This is a genomic window from Thermodesulfobacteriota bacterium, from assembly GCA_031082315.1.
GTDB lineage: Bacteria > Desulfobacterota > QYQD01 > QYQD01 > QYQD01 > QYQD01.
This window is the reverse complement of the sequence record JAVHLC010000005.1, coordinates 77,704-95,254: the sequence shown is the minus strand read 5'-3', so window position 1 is coordinate 95,254 and position 17,551 is coordinate 77,704. Positions and strand designations below refer to the sequence as shown.

Genomic DNA, 17,551 nt, shown 5'->3' with positions numbered 1-17,551 from the left:
GATTTGAAAACGCCTGGTAGTAACTATGCTTTCGTATAATAACAGCCTGAAACAGTTATGATTTATAAAATCTCCCCTAACCCATCTTTTCCAAAGAGGGGAATAGAGAAGAGTAAAAAATTACCCACTCGCTTACGCGAAGACCCAAAGAAATAAGGGTACGTTAAAGGTCTATGTCAAAGGAAAAGTCAACATTCGAAATCCGAAATCCGAGATCAAAAGAGACGGATACGGCCCAGATAGCCCGTTCGGCCGGATCGGTCAGCGTGGCGGTCTTTGCCAGCCGCATCCTGGGCCTTATACGGGAACAGGTCCTGGCGGGCCTTTTCGGGGCCGGTTATTTCATCGATGCCTATGTCGTGGCCTTCCGCATCCCCAACCTTCTGCGCGATCTCTTTGCCGAAGGCGCATTAAGCTCGGCCTTTGTCACCGTCTTTACCGACTATGACCAGAAAAAAGGCCCTAAGGAGACCTGGAGGCTGGCCAACAACGTCCTGACCTCCCTTTTTATTATCGTAGGCGCCTTGACCTTAATCGGTATATTTTTTGCCGGGGACATCATAATGCTGATGGCCCCTGATTTTTCCAGGATACCGGGGAAAATTGCCCTGACCAGGGACATGACCGTCATTATGTTCCCGTTCTTTATTCTGGTCTCGCTTGCTGCGGCGGTGATGGGCATGCTTAACACCAAGGGGTATTTTTTTATCCCGGCCATGTCCTCTGCCTTTTTTAACCTGGGATCCATTGTCAGCGGCGTTATCCTGGCCTTTGTTTTTCCTCGTTTCGGTCAGCCTGCTATCGTGGGCATGGCCGTAGGCACACTTATAGGAGGCTTCCTGCAGCTCGCCATACAGCTGCCGTCCCTCCATAAGGTGGGTTTTCACCTGAGCCCCCTGCTTTCTTTTCGGGACGAAGGCCTGCGCCGGGTAATTAAGCTGATGATCCCGGCTATTATCGGACTTTCCGCCACCCAGCTTAATATCTTTATAAATACCTACTTTGCGGCCAGTTGTGAGCAAGGGAGTGTCTCCTGGCTTAATTACGCCTTCCGCCTGATGCAGTTTCCGATTGGAGTCTTTGGAGTGGCTATTTCCATTGCCACGCTGCCGGTGGTTTCGCGCCATGCCTCCAATAAAGACTTAACTCAGCTTAAAGGCGCTTATCTTTCTGCTCTGGTCATGGCCTTTGCCCTGACCATACCGGCATCCTGCGGGCTGGTAATACTCGCCAAGCCGATAATAAAGTTAATCTTCGAGCACGGGCGTTTCACCGGTTATGATACCCTGCACACGGCGGAGGCATTATCTTTTTACGCTATCGGTCTTTTTGCCTATGCCGCAGTAAAGATCATTGTCCCGGTCTTTTACGCCCTGGACGATACAAAGTACCCGGTTATAGCGAGTTTTATGGCCGTAGTGGTCAATATCCTGGTGATTACTATGACTATAGACAGCTTTCAGCACAAGGCCATCGCCTTCTCCACATCAATCACCATGATCTTGAACTTTGTATTTCTAAGCCTTATCCTGTATCGAAAGGTAGAAGGCTATGACCTGGGCTATCTTTTTAAGTCTCTGGCCAAGGTGCTTATGGCCTCGGCGGCTATGGGCCTGATCGTATATTATGTACACGGGTGGCTTGAAGGCATCTGGGGACATGGCCTCCATGCAGAGTTTTTCTCCCTTTCGATTACTATAGCCTTTGCCGGGTTTTCATATTTCTTTTTACTTTATGCCTTGAGATTAAAGGAATGGCGGGTTTTGGCCGAAAAATTTGTTAAGCGGTCTAGAATGTGACCCGGCCGGGATGTATTTAGGGAAAGAGCTCTTCGCCTGGATGTAAAATCTATCAGATTTTACTTGCATAAGACCCGGTTTTTTTTATAATGGCTTATACACAAGAGGACAATATATGGAAATTGTGATCGAATACTGCGGCAGATGAAATTTTCTCCCCAGGGCCGTCAGGCTGGCGGATAAGATCAAAGAGGCATTTAATACAGAACCTGTCCTCATAAAGGGCGATGGGGGCGTCTTTGATGTACGGGTTGACGGCGAGATTCTATTTTCGAGAAAGGCGCAGGGGGTTTTTCCTGGACCGGATGAGGTAGTAAACAAAATCGGCGAGATTCTGCGTGGTAAAAAGTAACTATCCAGGTTCAAGGTTCCAAGGTTCATGGTTCAAGATTAGAGAGCACTGAAGATTGATATGAGAAGCGCGAAGTAGCCAACCGTGAACCGTGAACCTGACAACCTGAGTAATTACGGTTTTTTTAAGGAGCAATAATGCTAACAGTAGGACCGAATACCCATGTAGTTATAAAATATACGGTGCGCTTTGAGGAAAATGCGGACCCGGAGGATAAACTTAACGTTTACCGGGCCAAGTTACTGATCGGATATGACCGCATTATCCCGGCCATAGAAGAGAAGCTGTTAGGGACTAAAGAGGGAGAGAGCTTTGAAATCGTAATCCCTAAAGGCCAGTATCTGGGCGCCAACCATCCGATTTACGCCCGCATTTCAGTAGAGGAAGTACGTCCTGCCACTCCGGAGGATATCGCCGTGCGCACTGCAAAAAGTTGTAGCGGCGGTTGAAGTACCTGAAATGAACCGCCGGAGGCGGTTCAGATCAAAGCCTTTTCGCTTTCTTTAACAGCGGCCTCTATCTCAGCCTGCAATTCCGCGGGTAACCCGTCTATCTGGACGTTCAGGAATCCCCGGACAATAGTGGAAGTAGCCTCTTCTTCGCTTAGTCCTCTGGCCATGAGATACTCAATCTCTTCCTGAGCGATCTTTCCTACTGCCGCTTCGTGCGACATATCGACGCCGGAGGCCTGACCCTCCAGTTCAGGTATGGCCCGGATGATCCCTTTTTCAGATAGTATCAGTCCCTTGCATTCCAGATGCGCCTTTATGCCGGGCACTTCACCCACCAGAAGGCCACGCGCAATAATTTTTCCGCCAGTGGATATAGCCCGCGAGATAATCTCGGCCCTTGCTTCGGGCGCCTTTAACGTGACTTTGGCCCCGATATCGAGTTCGCTGCCCGGCGGCGCTACCAGTATGGAATTAAAACGGGCTAGAGCCCCCCGGCCGGCCAGAGTGGCCGAGGGATAGGTCTGCAGGGACCTGACCGGCCCGAGCGAGATGTAATTAGAAATAAAGACGCCGTCTTCTTCGACGATGACGCCGGAGCGGGGGCGTACATAGACGTCCTCGCCCCAGTTATGGATCATGGTGAAAGTGAGCTTGGCCCCTTTTTTGATGTAAAATTCAGATACGCCGATATGCAGGCCGGAGACCAGATGAGGAGAGGTAGCGCAGCCGGTGATGATGTGCAGTTCGGAGCCTTCTTCGGCTATGATGATGTTGTGCAGATGCTGGGCGAATTTTTCTTTGCGGATATAGAGACAGGCCTGCACCGGATAAATGACCTTTTCTCCGGGAAGGGCGCGGATAAAGTACCCGTTGTCCAGGTCAAGTTCCGAGGCTGCCGTATATTTGTCTGTATCGACACTTACGGCCTGCCAGCAGTAATCTTTGATTTTTTCAGGGTCCTGGATGGCCTCTTTAATAGGCAACACCTCCAGTCCCTTATAAGTTGACTGACAGTGGACAACAGAACAATCTGATTGAAAAAACGCGCCTGAATGTCCTTGGTTACTCAAGTCGAGACCGGTCTGATGCAGTCTTTTTTGCTCTTCCGGGTCAAGATCAGCATAAGAAACAGGCTCGGCCTGCCTGACAAATTTTTCCAGTTCTATGTCTTCCCCGTAAGCGGCTTTTTTCTTCAGGGCCTTTTTTGCCTTCTCTTCTATCTTCTGCATCTTGCGCATTCCTCATAACCACATTTTTGTATTTCTTCAAACATCTCCCTGGGGTTGCCCTGACAATGAATCTTGCCGTCAAGGAGTATATGCCCCTTGTCTGCCTCCAGGTAATTCAGAATAAAACCAGTATGAGAGATAATAAGGCCGGATTTCTGCCGGTGTCGCTTGAGCTTTTTCTGTAGGAGTTCCTTGATCATCTGGCCGATGACATTTAAGTTTTCGACATCCACACCGGACTCCGGCTCGTCTAAGAGGACGAGATCCGGATCCTGCGTCAGGAGTTGCAGCAGCTCGCTCTTTTTGATCTCTCCGCCGGAAAAACCCAGGTTCACCTCGCGGTCCAGGAAATCGGCAAAATTGTATTGTGTAGCCAATACCTCGCCCCGGCCGCTGCCGTTGCCACAAATAGTCAACATATCCCGCAGACGCACCCCATGTAAGGTAGGCGGCCTCTGGAAAGAGATGCCTATGCCCAGACTGGCCCGTTCATGGGGGGAAAAGGCGGTGACGTCCTGCCCCTTGAAAATTATAGCGCCGTTTATAATCTTGTAGCGGGAAAAACCCATAAGAGTCAAAAGGAGCGTCGTCTTACCGGAACCATTCTTACCGAATAAGATGTGGGTTTCTCCCTGCTCAATTTTGAGGTTTACACCCTTAAGGATTGGCCGGCCTTCGACCTCAACCCATAAATCCTTTAATTCAAGCATAACCCTTCTCCTTATTTTTGCGCGAAAGCAGGATAAAATAACTCTCGCCGCTGGCTATGAGGCGCCGGTCTTTTTCAGTAGTTATCTCCGCCGACGCTATAGCCGCCCGGCTCCTTTTTTCCTTTATCCAACCTCTGGCTATAATGGTTTCACCCGGGGCGAGGGGAGATTTGAAGTCCACCTTAAGGCTTGTGGTTACTCCGGGCCCGATATAGTAGTATACGGCGTGGGCCATAATTTCGTCAAGGATGGTTGAGATTATCCCCCCATGTATAACATTCGCCCAGCCTTCATGCACTCTTTGCAAGGTGAGTGTGCTTGCCGCTCCGCCTCCCGTGTAGTCAACGACTATCTTAAGGCCAATAGGATTTTCCGGTCCACAGGCAAAACAGTATCGGTCATCGCGTAGCTCTTTCACTGCGAGGAGTTATATACACAAATTAGGCGAAAAAAACAAGCGGACCCGGTCAGGGACAGTAAGAAAGAAGGCTATTCAGACAAAGAGGTTGACTTTGTCTACTTGTGATCCTTGTTCGGCCAATTCAACCTGTCGTTGATAGGCCTTAATAAAGTAGGCCGAAACCAGGGAATAATTCCTGCGATTAAAATCAACGCCAGGAGCAGGCGTGCTTTTATTCTCTGAATTAGCGGCAGGTGGGATATATCCCCTTGGGGAGGGATTTAAATTCACCGGCAGGACCGGCGCCCCCACATAAGAACGTAGTGAAATGGGTAGCGATTGATTATCAGCCATCTTCAATCCTATTTATAACTTATATCACAAGATCAAAGAAATGGCAACTGTCCTGAGATCCTTTTAAAGTTATTAAAGGAACTGCCGATAAGAGGATTGAAAGGTGAGCTATACATGACTATAACCAACTACCATATTCAAAATGTAATAAGGGCCTACGGCCAGCAAATTAGTCGTACCCACAATCTGAACAAGGTCCAGCGAACTGAGGAACAGGAACAGTTAGACCGTATCTCTATATCTGCAGAAGCCAAAAAACGGCAGGTCATTAAAGACATAGCGTCTGAAGTGATTGACAAGCTTACCCATAAGCAGAATTGGAGTGGTTTTGAACGTGAAATCCTGAACAAGTTGAGCCAGGAATACGGCCGGCCGCTGGATATCCAGAAAGAGGAGACCGGATCAAATATTATTTTTAAAGTAATTGACGAGAAAGACCGAGAAGTAGTAAAATGCCTCAGTTTTGAAGATTCCGAATACCTGCAAAAAAGGCTTTTCGAACTTACTGAACTGGTAGTGCAAGAAAACATGGCTTGAGGGAGAACCTGAGATGAAGATAACAGACATTAACGCCAAAGAAAATGTAGCTCAATACGTACAAAATAACCAGGCTGCGCAGGAAACCAGGCAGGTTGAAAGAGAAAAGCAACCTGCCGCTGAACAGTCCCAGGCTACAGATAAAGTGGAACTCTCCGCGGCATCACGGGATATCCAAAAAGTACAAGAAGTGCTGAAAAATACCCCGGATGTTCGTGCCGAAAAGGTACAAGAGCTGAAATCAAAGATCGAAAGCGGCCAGTACAGGGTCGATGCCCGGGAAATTGCCAACAAGATGATCTCAAACCTGATCCAGGACCTTGCATAGGTAGCCCCTCCTCCTCCCCGTTAAAAGCCGGAGATTTTTCTCCGGCTTTTAATTTTGTATCATCCAGCATTATAAAATTTAGGTGTTTTAAACCGTCCTACATTCAAAAAAGGCTATTAATCTGGAACTCAGAAAATCAGGAAAAGATAGACCCTCTTTATTTGAGGTTGCGCTTCCCTGAGTTCCTGATTTCCAGATTTGATGTGTTTCTTTGCATTTTTCATCATGCATTTTCAAGACGCTAAATTGTTACAAAAAATCTTATTTCTTCTGCGGCAGGATCGGAGTCTTGGTGCTGTAACGTTCCGGGTCCAATACAATCTGTTTGGCCAGTCTCCTGGCAGAATTGATAACGATCGGCCCCAGCAGATTGACGGTCATTTCTTGAGGCCGGTCTTTAGGTATGGTCACGATAGCCAGCAATTCCAGTTCTTCGACTTTTTCCGCACCGAGGCCCTCCATAAGTGCGGGGCTTATCGGGACATCATAATCCGGCTTTAATATAAGGGGGTTAATAACTACAAAGGCCAGGGCAGGGTCGTCTAACGACTGATACCATAAGAAAGGTGAATTCTCCTTGTGTGGTATCAGGATGTAATCCTTACAGCCTGGAAAACCCAGGACTCCGCCGGGCATATGTATGACATTTCCCCCGGGTACTTCAAGTTCACCGAATCTTGTGGTCTTAAGTTTTATCTTTTGCTCTTCGTCAACCGATTTTAATTTCAAGTTAGTCTCAGTTTTCATTCTTACCGCCTTCTTTTTCTTCTTTCCAGACATCTGAAGCCTGAGTCAGATCAAGTGGCGCTTCCCGCGCCGCATACTGATTCTCAAGTTGAATAATTCTATAGACTTCCTCACGGTGTACCGGCGCATTGGGAGGGGCTTCTATTCCTAATCTGACCTGTTTCCCCTTTACATCCACTACATAGACACGAATATCATCGCCAATAATAATGCTTTCGCCTTTTTTCCTCGTTAAGACCAGCATTCACCCTCCATGGTGAGAAAATCACCCGTTATCGTAAAAAGTCGACAAGACTGAGTTGCATAACCTTTGAGGCCGCAGTCAGGGCCGCCTGATAGGCAACCTCCTTGGTCTGCAGATTCAATATGGCCTCTGCTAAATCTGTATCTTCTATATCGGACAATCTTTCCGTGTTGCTTAATTCCAACTCGGCGTATATATATTTTTTCATATCCAATTTATTATATTTCGCTCCAAAATCGGCTACCTTCTCATTGATATAATCAGCGGCATCGCTTAAGCTGCCGAGACTGTCCTGAATCCCGCTCCCGTCGTTGCCCTCCAGAGCCTCCTTTAAGTCAATAAGATAGGTAAAAAGGTTGGATGTTTCATCATCGTCCATAAAGGCGTCTTTGCCGTTTTTATTGATGGTCGCGCTGTTGTTGCGGCCTACCCGGATGTTTATGTCGTTCTCGTCGCCATTGTAGGTAACCGTACCCGCTACCGAATCATAGGTAAAGGGAGCTATATTTGTCTTCTGTCCGCTAAAGATATACTCCCCGGCTACCTGGGAATTTCCCAGGGCCACCATCTGTTCAATCAGATGCCCGACTTCTATTGCCGCTGAAGCTCGTGTAGCCTCGTTCTGCGTAGCATTAGCCATCTGAACGGCTATCTCCCGGGCCCGGGATATGATCTCATCCGTTTGTCTCAAGGCAATCTCTGCACTGTCTGTCCATAATATGCCATAGGTGACGTTACGCTCGTACTGTTTTGTTTCATCAATTATAGACCGTATTTCCAGGGCGCCGATCAAACTCACCGGATCATCGGAAGGCGTAGTATATTTCCTGCCGGAGGAGATGGTCTCATTTAATGTATGCATATCATCGGCTAATTTATCCAGATTGTTGATTATCGAACCATAGATATTATTCATAGTTATACGCATGGTTGATTACTCCTATTTTGCAGAAAGAAGGGTTTGCATCATCTCATCCGAGGCCTGGATTAACTTGGCCGCAGCCGAGTATGCCTGTTGGTACTGGATTAATTTGGTCATTTCCTCATCCAGAGAGACGCCGGAGACGGAATCACGCAGCTGACCCAACTGATTAACCATGTTCCGGCTAAAATCATAGCCGCTGTTATACCCGCGGGCTGTAATGCCGATTTCTCCCACCAGGGCATTATAATAGTCGTCAAGGGTTGCTGACTGCCCGCCGATGTCCACCTCCTGAATCTGCAAATCGGCCAGGGCCAGGGCATTTTCATTATCACCAAGGCTATAGTCACCTGTTGTTGAATCTATAGTCCCCGCCGCAATGTTATCCGTATTATCGGTGAGAACCGAGTTAAGGGCTATTGACCCGGCATCATAGCCGTCAAAAAAAGTATTAATGCCCAAGGCCGCCAGAACGGAAGAGGTGTCATCTGAGAAGCCAAATCCAACTGCCGTGAGCTCTTCGCCGGTATCAACGCTTATGGTCAGTTTTCCGCCGCTAACCGAGGCGTCAATCCCGGAGATAGCGTCGATTGTAGCGGCAAGGGCATTCAATGTGGTACCCCCCACGTCCGCATCTATCGCAATATTATTGGCTGCCCCCCCGATGACGTCGCCGTTGCTGTCATACAACCATAAATTGAAGGAGCCGTCCTGCACCACGTCGTAGAAAGGCAACTCGGAGTCACTGGTTCCTATTTCCTCAGTGCTATCAGCGGCATAAGCGCCGGTCACTGTGGCAAATGGCGCCAGCCCCATACCCTGACTGTGTTGGCTGTTCACCTCTCTGATAAAAGACTCGGCTAGGTTAGTCACCTTGTCCAATACATCGGGGATAATCTCCTGTTTGACCGCCAACCAGCCTCCTAATTTCCCTCCCTGCACATCACCGCTGCGCATCTCCACCTCTGCCCCGGTGCTGCTGATCCAGTAAACCTGGCCGCCATTCAGTTCCAGGTCCCAGGACTTATCGGTTTCCACCAGGATATGCCCGCTATTGGACATAATGGTATAGGCGCCGCTGCCTATCTCAAAGTAATTAATATCCATAAGCTCCGCCAGTTGCCGCACCAGATAGTCACGCTTATCCCGCAAATCATTGGCTGCACCTACACCCTGGTCGGCCGCTATAATCTGCACATTGAGATCCGCGATCTGTCCGGTAAGGGAATTGATCTCTTCAATCCCCGCGTCGAGATTAATATCCATATCCGTGCTGAGGCGCATCAGGTCGCTGTACAGACCCTGAAAGTGATCGACCAGTAATTCGGCCCGCCCAACCAGCGTAGCCCTTTCGGCCTTACCGGAAGGGTTATTGCCCAAGTCGTGCCAGGCTGCCCAGAATTGTCCTAAAAGTTCACTAAGCCCTCCATCCGTGGTCTCATTAAAAAGCGTTTCTACAACCGCCATGCTCGATTTCTTGGCCTCAAAACCGGTCATAGAGGACACCTGCTGATTCACCTTCGCAGTCATGAACTTGTCATGGTACTGGATTATAGCCTGGCCCTGAACGCCTGTTCCTATCTCTCCTAACCCTATCGTAGTGGAGTTATTCGGCTCCATAACCAATTGCTGGCGGGAGTATCCCGGCGTATTTACATTGGCCACATTATGGCTGGTCACCTCAATGGCCAGCTGCTGGGTAAGAAGGGCCGTCCTGGCTATGCTTAGTACGGCATTTACACCGCTCATGTCTTACACCTCTCTGCTTAACACATTGGCATTACACGAACAACGCGCGTTCTTCCCCTGCGGAGTATAAAAAGGAGCGTTGCGGGGCGGCACCAGAATGGACAGGGAATCTTCTATAACCTCCAGGGTTTCCTCGATGAATCGTTTGTTGTTGCCGTTCCGCTCCCGTATGTCTCCCTTCAAGGCAGTAAGAATGGCCAGATAATTCTTAAGTATCCCGGCCTGCTTTTTATCGGCGACCTCCATCAGTGCGGTTATTGTGGTGTCTTCCGACACATAACCGTGATTTTTGAAAAGCCCGGCCGTAATATCTTTCAGGTTCTCCTCTACTACCTTTATCTTCAATATCTCTGTTTCCTTGGCCTTGCTTACCGCGCAGAGTTCTTCTACAGATAGGCTATGCAGGCACTCATGCTCTTTGTCCAGCAGCCTCAAAAGTTCCTGGTAAAAACCCACCTCTTTTTCCAGGAGTTCAAATATTCCTTTGGGAAGAAGCAAGTTACGATCATTCCTTTTGGTCGCCATCTTTGTTTACCCCACTCGTTTCTTTGTCTTTCAGGCCCCCACGTCCGATTGAACCGGGGATTTCGTTTCTCCTGGTCTTTGCTACCGCCTCTGAAACCTGTTCATAAAGCTGTTTCCCCAGGCCAATCCCCCTATCCTCAGCCATTTTCCTGGCCACTTCCTGGTCAAACATGGAGGTATAAATATCCTCGCTTAACCCCCCATGAAAAAGGGCTGTTTTAGGAACGGCATCACGCATCATCTTTAACAACTGATGGATAAAAAGCGACTCGAACTCAGCACACGCCGCCTTTAACCTGTCATCCCTAGTACGCTTATCGGCCGATTGCCCTATGACCTTGATTTTGCTGCTTTCAGCAGGTATGGAGATATTATCTGCCATGATAATTTCGCTTTCAGCTTTCAGCCTTCAGCTTTTAGCTTTTAGCTATCAGCGGCCGGAAGCTGAACGCTGATAGCTGAGTGCTGACTGCTCGTCCGGAAATTTTCGGTTTCCGGACGAAAACTAAATAATCTCTAAGTCCGCCTGTAATGCCCCGGCCGCCCGCAAGGACTGCAGGATAACGATCAAATCACGCGGCGTGACTCCGATAGCATTAAGGGCCTTGATTACCTCACCAATGCTCGCCCCCTCCTCAAGGAGGAGCAATTTCTCGGCCTCTTCCTTTACGGCGACCTCCGACTCCGGAGTGACTACCGTCTCCCCTTTGGCCAGGGGAAGGGGCTGGGAGACTATCTTCCTTTCCTTGATCTGGATACTAAGATTCCCATGGGCTATGGCTACCCGGGACACCCGCACGTTCTCACCCATAACTACCGTACCGGTCTTTTCATTTAAGACCACCTTGGCGGCAATATCCGGTCTGACCTCAACCATCTCCAGTCGGGCCATAAGCCTGACTACGTCTTCGGATAAAGATTCAGGCACCGTAACCTTCACCGCATCCGCATCTATTGGTTCAGCAACAGCCATCCCCACCTCTTTGTTAATTGCTGCGCTCATTCTGGTTACAGTGGTAAAATCCGGGCGGTAGAGGCCGATCATTATCTCTTTCTGGGAGCCAAGGGCGTATGGAATTTCTCTTTCTACGGTTGCCCCGGCTGCTATCATCCCTGCGGTAGGATGATTCTTCTGGACACCGCCCCCGGCCGCGCCGCCTACGGCAAATCCGCCCACAGATACGGGTCCCTGGGCCAGGGCATAAATATGACCATCGACCCCCTTAAGGGGCGTCAGGAGCAAGGTGCCTCCCTGGAGACTTTTGGCGTCGCCCATTGAGGATACCAGGATATCCAGTTTGCTTCCCGCCTTGGCAAACGGCGGCAACTGGGCAGTAATCATCGCCGTGGCCACATTTTTGACCTTTACCTCTTTGGCTGAGACATGTACGCCCATACGTTCCAGCATATTCACTATAGACTGCACCGTGAACTTGGTCTGGTCGCTGTCACCGCTGCCGTTCAGGCCGACTACCAGTCCATAACCAACCAACTGATTGGTGCGCACCCCCTTGAAAAAGGCAATGTCCTTGATCCGGGCGGCTTGAGCCGAACCGGCAAGATATATAAATGAGAGTAGCGTTATAAGGGCGGCTAGAAGGATCCGTTGCAGGTGGTTCATGGATGACCTCTTATGTAATTTCAAAAGCCTGTACTTTATCGAGGCTCTTAGCTTTTTGCTTTGAGCTTTCAGCTTTGAGCCTTGAGCTTCCTACAGCGGCCATATATAATCCAGTATGCGCGCCAGCCAGCCCGGGCTCTGCTTTTCACTCAGGACACCCCGGCCCGTGTACGTAATGCGGGCATCGGCAACATAAGACGATATAATGGAATTATCCGCGGCAATATCCTCGGGACGAATAACTCCGGTCAATATCATGTATTGTGTCTCGTTATTCACCCGAATCTCCCTGGACCCGCGAATGGCCAGATTCCCATTGGGTAAGACATTGGCCACCCGGCAGGAGATAGAGGCCGTTACCGTCGAATTCCGGCTGGTTGATCCTGACCCATCGAAATCACTGGCGATACCGCCTTCGATCATGCTGTCGGCACTAAATCTGCTGTTCCTGTCCTCTACGGCACCCTCAAAACCAAGCAGAGCCGATATGCCGCCCTTTACGCTGGTGCTTCGGCCGGTTTTAGTAGCGGCCTTCTTGGAGGCATTGGAGGTCTCCACGATATTGACCGTGACAATATCCCCTATGCTTCGGGCCCGGCAGTCACTAAAAATCTTTACCGGCATATTTTGGGCATAGATAGCCCCTTCCAGCCTATGCGGCTCCGGAGAAGGCATATCGGGCGCAATAGAGGACATGAGCGTTTTATCTTCAGGCATCATGCCTGCACAGCCCGCCAGAACCAGACTGAGAATAATAGTAGTCATAAACCGTCTCAAGCTATTCATAGCGCTTTCCATCCCGTACTTAAAGTTCCAACTGAACGGTAGATGCGTCTATGACCCGGGCATAGACCTCCTTCTTACTCTTGCTGTTGCGCACCCGGATCATCTCACCCTCTGCCCCCCCTTCCATGGCCTCTCCCCGGGCCCTGATTAACAGCGTCTCCGTGTCCGCTATTATTGCAATCCGATCTCCTTTTTTTATGATGGGGGCGAGTTCGAGCATGTCCCGCTTAATAATTTCTCCGGCCCGCACCGAGCTGACCAGTCTCTTGCCAACCGCCTCTCTTATATCACTTATGGCTGCATTACTGATCCGTGATATATCCCGGCGCGCCGTACACAAATCGTCTTCCTGTATAACCTCGTGCCTTCGCATGGAATGATCCATACAGACCACCTCCCTATAGATATCAATATGCCCAAAGATGCGTACCTTTCTCACTTCCCGCCCGTTAACCCTGAAGACCACCCTCAAGGCCGTATCCCCCAGGTATGCGCCGTTCGGCGGTGTCACTTCAAAAGTAAACTGGCTGCCCGGCAGCACTATTACCTCACCGGCATGCACACGCGAGATAACCACATCTTCCCTGGGCCAGGGCATGTGCGCATAAACAAAATCTTTGTAAATGGACTCAATGTTTTCCTGCGTAAGGGTATAGGGAGAGCACGCCCCCCCACCTTCTCCGGATAGGGCGGGCGCGGCTTGTAACACGCCCAGCACGATAAGGAAGGAAAGGCCGATTATACCGATTGTTGTTGTTTTCCTCATAACCATTTACTACTGACCCCTAGATTCTATTAACCCGGCATTTAAATACTTGTCATGCCGGACTTGATCCGGCATCCAGTTCCTTCTGGATTTCAATTTCAGGGCTGAAAGCTGATCGCTGACTGCTGAAAGCTGCATTGCCTATCGCTTGAGATTATTCGCCAGTTCAAGCATCTGATCTGCGGTCTGAATAGCCTTGGAATTGACCTCGTAGGCCCGCTGGGTGATGATCATGCTGACCATCTCTTCCACGACATCCACGTTGGATACCTCCAGAAATCCCTGGGCTACGGTCCCGAACCCTTCTATCCCAGGGTTTCCCTGAATGGCCTCGCCTGAGGCCTCGGTCGGCCGCAAAAGATTTCGCCCCACGCTGTACAGGCCGGCCGGATTAGGGAAGCTGTACAAAACAACCTGCACTGAGCCCAGTTCTGTGCCATCCGCACCCGCGGCTACCAGTCGCCCGCCGGAATCGATGGAGATGTTTACCGTCCCGGTGGGCACGGCAAATTCCGGCTGCAGGCGGTCACCGTCTGAGGTTACAACGTAGCCGTCCCTGTCCAGTTTAAAGGCGCCGGCCCTGGTATAAAGTTCCTCCTCATTGCTGAGGATCTTAAAGAACCCCTTACCTTCTATGGCCCAATCCAATTCGTTCTTGGTCTGGTTATAGTCACCCTGCGTAAACAGTTTTTGCACCGCTACCGGCCGGCAGCCCATGCCGATCTGAATACCGGTGGGAACTGTTCCTCCGGTAGCGGTTGTCGCTCCGGCCATGCGCAGGGTCTGATAAAGCAGATCCTGAAAATCCGCCCTGCTCTTCTTAAACCCGGTAGTGTTGACATTCGCCAGGTTATTGGCAATGACATCCAGCTGAAGCTGCTGTGATGCCATACCGGAAGCCGCTGTCCACATGCCTCGTAGCATAAATGCTACCTCCTTTTTAGGATAAGCTGTCGGCAATCAGCCTGCTGACTGCTGATAGCTGTTCTTTCTGTTATGTCAATTTTCCGACATCATTGATCGCGCGTGAGTCAATTTCATCAAGTAGCTGGATTATTTTCTGATAAGACTCATAATTTCGCTGCACCTGAATCATCTGAACCATCTCTTCCATGACGTTGACATTGGACTGTTCCAGATAGCCCTGCCTGACCTGTGTCCCGTCGGCCGGGATCTCATAGGCCTGGGGATCTTTCAGCCGGTACAGTGAATTCCCCAGCTTTTCCAGTACGGATGGATCGTCAAAATTAACTACAGCCAAGCTATCCGCCTCGGCCATGACCCCATCCCCGGCCTGATCCATGGATATGCCCCCCACCTCGTTAATCTCAATAGTTGTCCCATCCAGGGTTATCGGCCCACCCTGTCCCATAACCGGGTAACCCTGCGCGGTAACCAGCACATTGTCGCCATTAAGGGCAAAGTTTCCGGACCTTGTATAGAGGATCCCATCGGGGGTCTCTATCTTGAAAAAGCCGGGGCCGTTTAGGGCCGCGTCCAGTGGATTGCCGGTCCGTTTAACCTCTCCCGGACCGAAATCCGTATAAATCGACTCTGTTTTAGCCTGTTTTACCTCTCCATTATAGGCAGTCAGCAGTAACTCACGGAAAGATATGCGGTCTCTTTTGAAACCGGCCGTAGCGACATTGGCCAGGTTGTTGGCCGTGAGATCCATCTTTTTTTCAAGAAGGAGGCCGCTCTCTACCGTTCCTTCCAGACCCGATTTAAAGATGACTTCCATATACCCTTCCAATATATACTTTTCGATGATTGCACCTTACTCTGTGCAATGCTTATGCCATTATCCGGGAGATTAAATAGTTTCCATCCGGAAACCCAAAAATTCCGGATGAGCGATCAGCACTCAGCTTTCAGCGTTCAGCTAATGTATTGTTTATATTAGTTTTTTGCTGATAGCTAATCGCTGATCGCGGAAAGCGTGAATCCGGAAACGGTGGTTTCCGGATGAGCGCTAACTAGTCTCTCATGGAAATTAGCCGATGCCGCTTGTATTGCCGGGAGGAATTGTCTGCCGGAGCCGTAGGCAAATTTTACCTATTGAGAATTTTCTGCCGTTCGCCCCGGCCAGCGCTCGTTCATGCGATAGACAAAGGCCAGTATCTCGGCGACCAGAACGTAAACGGTTGGCGGGATCTCTTCTTCAAGGTCAAGTTTCGATAATATTTCAACCAGGTCCGGGTCTTCATGGATAGGGATATTGTTCTCTTTGGCCAGGGCTATGATCTTATCGGCAATAACTCCCTGCCCCTTGGCCGTGACCTTTGGGGCGTGGTCTTTGACCGGTTCATACTTCAGCGAGACGGCCTTTTTGATCTTTTTCTTCCAGTTATCCATAAATTGCCCTTTATAGCCACGAGCGTTGGCCGCATCTATAAAGAATGGCGGGCTGCTACTATTTGAACTTTGTCATTTGTAATTGATTTGAAATTTGAGCTTTGGTAACAATTTAGTGTCTTGAAAACGCATGATAAAAAGTGCAAAGAAACATATCAAATCTGGAACTCAGGAAATCAGGAAAAGATAGACCCTCTTTATTTGGGTTTGCACTTCCCTGATTTCCTGAGTTCCAGATTAATAGCCTTTTCTGAGTGTAGGACTGTTTCAAACACCTAACGTGTTACAGCGCTTTGAACTTTAACGTGATCTTGTAACTACGCAACATAGCCACGATAACGGCTTTCAACTCTGGCTATGTATTCCCGCGTCTCTTTAGGCAGGGCCTCCGGCCTTTTTTCCAGGTTACCCATCCCCCAGTTGTAGGCGGCCAGGGCCAGCTTTACATCCCCCTGGTAACGGTCCATCAACTGGCGCAGATAGCGCGTCCCGGCCATGACGTTCTGTGCCGGATCAAAGGGATCGGTTACGCCTAATTCGGCCGCGGTTGCCGGCATAAGCTGCATGAGACCCCGGGCGCCGGCCGGTGATACGGCCTGCGGATCGCCGTTACTTTCCACCGCAATAACCGATTTGATGAGCGCGGGTTCTACCCCGTATTTTCGGGACGCCTCGCTCACGATATGTTCAATATCCTGTCCGCCCTGTAAATTATTTGACACTCCGGCGTCAAGCTCCCCTCCCTTCGGACGGTATTCCGCTCTATTGGCCTGAGGGGACAGGTCGGGGAAATTCAAAGGGAAAAGTGATGAGGGCAGGCTGCCGTTTTCTTCGGATACATTTTCAGAAAGGATGGCCTGCAAGGCCCGGCTTAGGGCCTGAATAATCACTATATCCAGGGGTTGTTCCCTGGTCTGACCGGCTATAGAGGCGCGGAATATGCTGCCAAAATCAGGATGGGGTGCAGACCCGGAAGGCGCAGAGGGAGCCGAAGCAGGAAGGCCACTTGGAATACGCGGGTCGATTTTGCCTATCATACTTAAAATGAAATAGCAATTTCCATACCAGCATACCTACCCTTCCTTGATTTCATTGCCCAACCATTCCAGATAATCCTTACTGCCCTCAGCTACTGGCACGGCTAAAATCTCGGGCACTTCATACGGGTGGACCTCTCGAATAGACCTTTCGAGTTCCGGATAAAGGTCTTTTCTGCTTTTGATTACACACATCCACTCTTCGGCGGTTTCAATAACACCTTTCCAATGATAAGTACTAATTATCGGACCGATTATTTGGACACAGCCGGCCAACCTTTTCTCAACAACAACCCGCGCTACCTTCTGGGCATCATCCTTTTTCTCCGTGGTTGTAATCACCTGGATGTAATCGGTCATTTCTTGCCCCTCCTCCTAAAATCTCCGCATTGTCAAACCATTAACCACAATATCTCCCCTTACAAATCCAGAAGGCTTTTTGCCTCTTTAATGGTGACACTTTTCACGGTATCTATATAATTGTAAATCATAAAAATAACATATTATACAGAGGTAATTTGTTGTAAAAAATCTGTCAAGAGATTATATGTTATTTTATAATAAGTTAAGTGGGATAGGATATGTTAGGGGACCATGGGCTGGATAGCCAGGCATAAATTGTTATTGCATAGAGCCCT

The 17,551-nt window shown here is 49.4% G+C and carries 22 protein-coding genes and 1 pseudogene; 5 read left to right on the top strand and 18 right to left on the bottom strand.

Annotated elements, in window-relative coordinates:
* Window positions 1-173 precede the first annotated feature (173 nt).
* From murJ to RDU59_06280, 3 genes and pseudogenes are all read left to right on the top strand, one after another.
* Complete coding sequence (murJ, locus tag RDU59_06290) at window positions 174-1,799, top strand: murein biosynthesis integral membrane protein MurJ (GenBank protein ID MDQ7838083.1); 1,626 nt, start codon at window positions 174-176, stop codon at window positions 1,797-1,799.
* Between the two features lie 166 nt (window positions 1,800-1,965).
* Window positions 1,966-2,151, top strand: a pseudogene (locus RDU59_06285) (Rdx family protein).
* A gap of 137 nt (window positions 2,152-2,288) precedes the next feature.
* A complete protein-coding gene (locus RDU59_06280) occupies window positions 2,289-2,600 on the top strand; it encodes a hypothetical protein (protein ID MDQ7838082.1) in 312 nt (103 codons plus the stop codon).
* Window positions 2,601-2,629: 29 nt separating this feature from the next.
* Here the strand turns inward: RDU59_06280 and RDU59_06275 are convergent, their stop codons facing one another.
* The 4 genes from RDU59_06275 to RDU59_06260 all read right to left on the bottom strand — a co-directional run bounded on the left by RDU59_06275 (window position 2,630) and on the right by RDU59_06260 (window position 5,296).
* Entirely contained in the window at window positions 2,630-3,841 is a 1,212-nt protein-coding gene (locus RDU59_06275) for a SufD family Fe-S cluster assembly protein (protein MDQ7838081.1), read from the bottom strand.
* Window positions 3,820-4,542: an ABC transporter ATP-binding protein gene (locus RDU59_06270; GenBank protein MDQ7838080.1), complete on the bottom strand. Its 723-nt coding sequence runs from the start codon at window positions 4,540-4,542 to the stop codon at window positions 3,820-3,822. The genes RDU59_06275 and RDU59_06270 overlap by 22 nt, the downstream gene beginning before the upstream one ends.
* Entirely contained in the window at window positions 4,535-4,960 is a 426-nt protein-coding gene (locus RDU59_06265; GenBank protein MDQ7838079.1) for a PaaI family thioesterase, read from the bottom strand. The genes RDU59_06270 and RDU59_06265 overlap by 8 nt, the downstream gene beginning before the upstream one ends.
* A gap of 75 nt (window positions 4,961-5,035) precedes the next feature.
* A complete protein-coding gene (locus RDU59_06260; GenBank protein ID MDQ7838078.1) occupies window positions 5,036-5,296 on the bottom strand; it encodes a hypothetical protein in 261 nt (86 codons plus the stop codon).
* Window positions 5,297-5,410: 114 nt separating this feature from the next.
* Here RDU59_06260 and RDU59_06255 point away from each other — a divergent pair, with 114 nt between their 5' ends.
* A complete protein-coding gene (locus tag RDU59_06255; protein ID MDQ7838077.1) occupies window positions 5,411-5,833 on the top strand; it encodes a DVU0524 family FlgM-associated protein in 423 nt (140 codons plus the stop codon).
* Between the two features lie 13 nt (window positions 5,834-5,846).
* Window positions 5,847-6,161 (top strand): flagellar biosynthesis anti-sigma factor FlgM, encoded by a 315-nt coding sequence (flgM, locus tag RDU59_06250; GenBank protein ID MDQ7838076.1) that lies wholly within the window; start codon window positions 5,847-5,849, stop codon window positions 6,159-6,161.
* A 261-nt stretch (window positions 6,162-6,422) separates the two neighbouring features.
* Here flgM and RDU59_06245 read toward each other — a convergent pair whose 3' ends face one another.
* The 14 genes from RDU59_06245 to cutA form a co-directional block, all read right to left on the bottom strand.
* Window positions 6,423-6,908, bottom strand: a complete 486-nt coding sequence (locus RDU59_06245) for a flagellar assembly protein FliW (GenBank protein ID MDQ7838075.1) — start codon at window positions 6,906-6,908, stop codon at window positions 6,423-6,425.
* On the bottom strand, window positions 6,898-7,152 hold the full coding sequence (csrA, locus tag RDU59_06240) for a carbon storage regulator CsrA (GenBank protein MDQ7838074.1): 255 nt from the start codon (window positions 7,150-7,152) through the stop codon (window positions 6,898-6,900). Before csrA ends, RDU59_06245 begins: the two co-directional genes overlap by 11 nt.
* Before the next feature lie 28 nt (window positions 7,153-7,180).
* Window positions 7,181-8,080, bottom strand: coding sequence for a flagellar hook-associated protein FlgL (gene flgL, locus RDU59_06235; protein MDQ7838073.1), 900 nt, complete (start codon window positions 8,078-8,080; stop codon window positions 7,181-7,183).
* A 12-nt stretch (window positions 8,081-8,092) separates the two neighbouring features.
* Complete coding sequence (gene flgK, locus RDU59_06230) at window positions 8,093-9,823, bottom strand: flagellar hook-associated protein FlgK (protein ID MDQ7838072.1); 1,731 nt, start codon at window positions 9,821-9,823, stop codon at window positions 8,093-8,095.
* A 3-nt stretch (window positions 9,824-9,826) separates the two neighbouring features.
* Window positions 9,827-10,348, bottom strand: a complete 522-nt coding sequence (locus RDU59_06225) for a flagellar protein FlgN (protein MDQ7838071.1) — start codon at window positions 10,346-10,348, stop codon at window positions 9,827-9,829.
* The gene (locus tag RDU59_06220; protein MDQ7838070.1) at window positions 10,329-10,730 is read right to left on the bottom strand and encodes a rod-binding protein; all 402 of its coding nucleotides are present in this window, start codon (window positions 10,728-10,730) and stop codon (window positions 10,329-10,331) included. The genes RDU59_06225 and RDU59_06220 overlap by 20 nt, the downstream gene beginning before the upstream one ends.
* A 123-nt stretch (window positions 10,731-10,853) precedes the next feature.
* Window positions 10,854-11,969, bottom strand: a complete 1,116-nt coding sequence (locus RDU59_06215; GenBank protein ID MDQ7838069.1) for a flagellar basal body P-ring protein FlgI — start codon at window positions 11,967-11,969, stop codon at window positions 10,854-10,856.
* Window positions 11,970-12,059: 90 nt separating this feature from the next.
* Entirely contained in the window at window positions 12,060-12,734 is a 675-nt protein-coding gene (locus tag RDU59_06210; GenBank protein MDQ7838068.1) for a flagellar basal body L-ring protein FlgH, read from the bottom strand.
* A 40-nt stretch (window positions 12,735-12,774) separates the two neighbouring features.
* Complete coding sequence (gene flgA, locus RDU59_06205) at window positions 12,775-13,527, bottom strand: flagellar basal body P-ring formation chaperone FlgA (GenBank protein ID MDQ7838067.1); 753 nt, start codon at window positions 13,525-13,527, stop codon at window positions 12,775-12,777.
* A 135-nt stretch (window positions 13,528-13,662) separates the two neighbouring features.
* Window positions 13,663-14,445 (bottom strand): flagellar basal-body rod protein FlgG, encoded by a 783-nt coding sequence (gene flgG / locus RDU59_06200; protein MDQ7838066.1) that lies wholly within the window; start codon window positions 14,443-14,445, stop codon window positions 13,663-13,665.
* A gap of 70 nt (window positions 14,446-14,515) precedes the next feature.
* Window positions 14,516-15,262 (bottom strand): flagellar basal-body rod protein FlgF, encoded by a 747-nt coding sequence (gene flgF, locus RDU59_06195; GenBank protein ID MDQ7838065.1) that lies wholly within the window; start codon window positions 15,260-15,262, stop codon window positions 14,516-14,518.
* Window positions 15,263-15,576: 314 nt separating this feature from the next.
* A complete protein-coding gene (locus RDU59_06190; GenBank protein ID MDQ7838064.1) occupies window positions 15,577-15,876 on the bottom strand; it encodes an EscU/YscU/HrcU family type III secretion system export apparatus switch protein in 300 nt (99 codons plus the stop codon).
* A gap of 317 nt (window positions 15,877-16,193) precedes the next feature.
* On the bottom strand, window positions 16,194-16,913 hold the full coding sequence (locus tag RDU59_06185; GenBank protein ID MDQ7838063.1) for a lytic transglycosylase domain-containing protein: 720 nt from the start codon (window positions 16,911-16,913) through the stop codon (window positions 16,194-16,196).
* Between the two features lie 36 nt (window positions 16,914-16,949).
* Window positions 16,950-17,273 (bottom strand): divalent-cation tolerance protein CutA, encoded by a 324-nt coding sequence (gene cutA / locus RDU59_06180; protein ID MDQ7838062.1) that lies wholly within the window; start codon window positions 17,271-17,273, stop codon window positions 16,950-16,952.
* Between the last annotated feature and the right edge of the window lie 278 nt (window positions 17,274-17,551).